Raw genomic sequence first — 3,441 nt, forward strand, 5'->3', positions numbered from 1 at the left:
CATTTCTTATGTGAATGAATGTGTTTTCTCTCAGAAATAGTTGTAATAACTCCCAAGACAAAAAACGTTATATACATTGATAAAAATGTAACAAAAAGTGAAGCTATACACATAGCGAGTTCAGCAGTTGTTGCTATAAAACCATGACTTAAGACTCCAACAATAAGATAAGCCGCATTCACAAAAAACGAGAGAAGCGTAAGTATCATTCCTGGTGCCACAGTCATAAGCATGTCATACGAAGAAAAACGTTTATGCGAAATACCGTGTACTAAATTCTTGAAATACGAGAAAAATACCTGATAAAAACCCTTTGTCCAACGCATACGTTGTGTCCATGACGCTTTAAACGTGATAGGTTGCTCGTCAAAAAACTCTGCAGGCGCATACCCAATTTGAATATCGTGAGCACAACAAAAGGTAGAAAATTGAATGTCTTCGGTAAGCGTATGAAAACGCCAACCATGCATACCACGAATAATGGGAACTGCAACCATCCAACCCGAGCCCGAAATTGCGCAACTTGTTCCAAGCATCATACGAGCATTATTTAAAAACTTAGCTTCGCGCAAAAACCAAAGTGCATATGCCGAGCTAATCCAGCTTGAATCAAAATTCTTAGAATTCCTATAACTGGTACATACAAGATAACCCGCATCAAAAGCCTGGTTCATAATCTCAACGTAATTAGGCGACAAAATATTATCGGCATCCATAATAAAGAATGCATCATACGCATCAGGTTTTTCGTCTAAAATTCGGTTAAATGCATAATCGAGCACCCAACTTTTCCCCTTACGAACAAGGTCATTACGTGCCCAGGTAATAGCGCCTGCAGCTTGCGCACGTTCAAACGTTTTATCGGTGCAAGCATCTGCAATTACATAGCAATCAATAGTGCCTTCATATTTTTGAGAAAGAATCGAGGTAACTAGATTACCAACAACAGACTCCTCATTATGGGCAGGAATTACAAATGCATATCGATGGTGCTTTTTTGCTTGAGGCAAAACAACATCGCCTTTGAACATAACGCGAATTAAGTACACGATCTGATAAAAATAAGCGAACGTAAAGAAGAACCATACAACACCGTTAAAAATAACGATAGGCGTTATTCCAAGCGCAGTTAAATTCATAAAAGGTAACTCCCAAATCCTTATGTAGACCCATAGGTAATGGATCACATGACCGAATGAGTTTGTACATCTATAGTAGCGTAAATAATGAGCTATACATCTCAAAAAGACAAAAGTTACGAGTCTTTAAAATAATTGCAAAAGAAGGAAAAACTAAATCTGAAAGAGATACAAAAGCTACTTAAAGTTTGAGCTCAGCGCATATGCGCTCGCCGTCTGCAGTTCTACCCATTGATTGAGGTTGAAGCCGCGCTAAAACCTCGGATAAATCGGACGGAAGCGTATCGCAAAATTGGAGATGTTCATGCGTTATAGGATGATCAAATGACATGCGCCACGAATGCAAAAATTGCCGTTGTAATCCCTGATTAAGTGCATCGCCTTTTCTTCCATAGAGCGGATCTCCCACAACACTATGACCAACGTAGCGCATATGTACGCGAATTTGATGCGTTCTACCTGTATAAAGATGGCACTCAAGCAGCGAATAACCATCGTCTTTTGAGCCTGCTTCAAATCGTTCAAGCGTTTTAAACGTTGTAATAGCTTCGCGTGACGCAGGATCTTTGCTTATGCACATTTTAAGGCGATTTTTTTTGGAACGCGCAATACCAGTTGTGATAGTACCTTCATCAGGCGTAACATAACCTTGCACCAGCACAATATAGCGACGATCAAAGACACGCAAACGGATTAAATCTTGAAGTGCTTGCTGGGTGGTGTTGTCTTTTGCAGCAACCATTAAACCAGTTGTATCCATATCAAGACGATGAACAATGCCTGGACGATCGTCTCCTTGCAACAATCCTAAATGCTCGTATCCACAATGCGCTACTAAGGCATTAGAGAGTGTGTCATCAACGTGACCAGGAGAAGGATGACATACCAAACCCGTTTGCTTTGAAATAACTAACAAATAGTCATCCTCATAACGAATATCCAAAGGAATAGAAGCATTAGGCATAATATGAGATGACAAAGTATTTTCTACTTGTTGAGCAACACAGATACGATCGCCCATACGAACACGCTCGGATTTAGACAAAGCAAGCGTATCATTAATTTCAACTTTTCCCTGTTCAATAAGGTGCGCACACGCATTACGTGCGCCTAATTCTGAACACGTTGACAAAAAAGTATCAAGCCGCATGCGATCGTATTGAGGTGTAACTAAAAGTTGAATATGCGTTTCACTCATCGCGCGCCTGATTTCGAGAGACAACATAAGAATAAACAAAGAACCCACATGCACCAAGCGTTACATATATGTCAGCAATATTAAAAATAGGAAACGAAATAAACTGTGTTGCAAAAAAATCGCATACGGTATGAAATATGAGTCTATCTAGTAAATTACCTAAAGCACCCGAAGCGATAAGCATTAACGTACACCCAAGAAAAAGATTGGTGCATTTACGTATAAGATAGTAAAAAATAGCAATCAGCGCAACAAGCGCACATATAACAAAAAACGGACGCGCGCCTTCGGCAAAACTAAAGGCGGCGCCACTATTTTCTACGTGATAGAACTCGATAATTCCTTCTAGGAAAGGACGCTTCGCAAAAAGAGGTAACTGATCTCTTACGATACATTTACTCAACTGATCAATACTGACCAACACAGCAAAACATATAAACAGAGTTATCAAACAAGGCAAACTCAAACCCTGTTGTTTTGAGCTCTGTTTTGTCATACACGAATCCTTTCTTTATCACAAAATGCACGCTGCGCTCAACTTGAACGTACAAATTGAGCGCATATATTTTTACAAATTACCTTAAAAATTGCACGTTGTACAAATCGTTATAAGTTACCCATAACTTTGCTACAACGAGAACACAAGTCATCAGATTCAAGATGTCTCCAATTCCAACAACGCGGACATTTTGTGCCTGTTGCCTGAACAACACTACAGCTCAAATCCTTGCCATCAGAAAGCTCAACGGTAGAACACACCAAAGCCTCTGCAATATCAAGATGAGGTACCACTTCAAGAGCTTTTTTCATATCCAGCGTAAGCGAAATACGAGCAAGTGTTGCTTGCGTGGTGTTTTCCTCAAACGATGTATCCTCACGCGCACGTTCGTATGCCTTGGTAAATGAGTTACGGATTTGAACAAGTACTTTATATGCAGGAAGATATGTTGCCATATGTTTTTCGTCAACAGGAGCGCTAAACCACGAAAGAAGTGCTGCAAAGGTCTTTCCTTCGCGAAGCGATTGGGGCATATGCTCAAGAACTTCATCGCAAGTAAATACCAAAATAGGTTGCAAATCACGAACAAGCATGGCAAGAAGATA

Annotated in this window: 3 protein-coding genes and 1 pseudogene; all 4 read right to left on the minus strand. The window is 40.0% G+C overall.

Going from position 1 to position 3,441, the window contains the following annotated elements; translation table 11 throughout:
- Positions 1-1,139 (minus strand): glycosyltransferase family 2 protein (locus AC5GD6_RS06135; protein ID WP_491846472.1); only part of this gene is annotated, 1,139 nt, incomplete at its 3' end.
- A 181-nt stretch (positions 1,140-1,320) separates the two neighbouring features.
- Positions 1,321-2,337 (minus strand): RluA family pseudouridine synthase, encoded by a 1,017-nt coding sequence (locus AC5GD6_RS06140; protein ID WP_311436491.1) that lies wholly within the window; start codon positions 2,335-2,337, stop codon positions 1,321-1,323.
- Positions 2,330-2,833: a signal peptidase II gene (gene lspA / locus AC5GD6_RS06145; protein ID WP_491846473.1), complete on the minus strand. Its 504-nt coding sequence runs from the start codon at positions 2,831-2,833 to the stop codon at positions 2,330-2,332. The genes AC5GD6_RS06140 and lspA overlap by 8 nt, the downstream gene beginning before the upstream one ends.
- 110 nt (positions 2,834-2,943) lie before the next feature.
- A pseudogene (locus AC5GD6_RS06150) lies at positions 2,944-3,441 on the minus strand (isoleucine--tRNA ligase); the annotation flags it as partial.

This window comes from Fannyhessea sp., assembly GCF_986145555.1.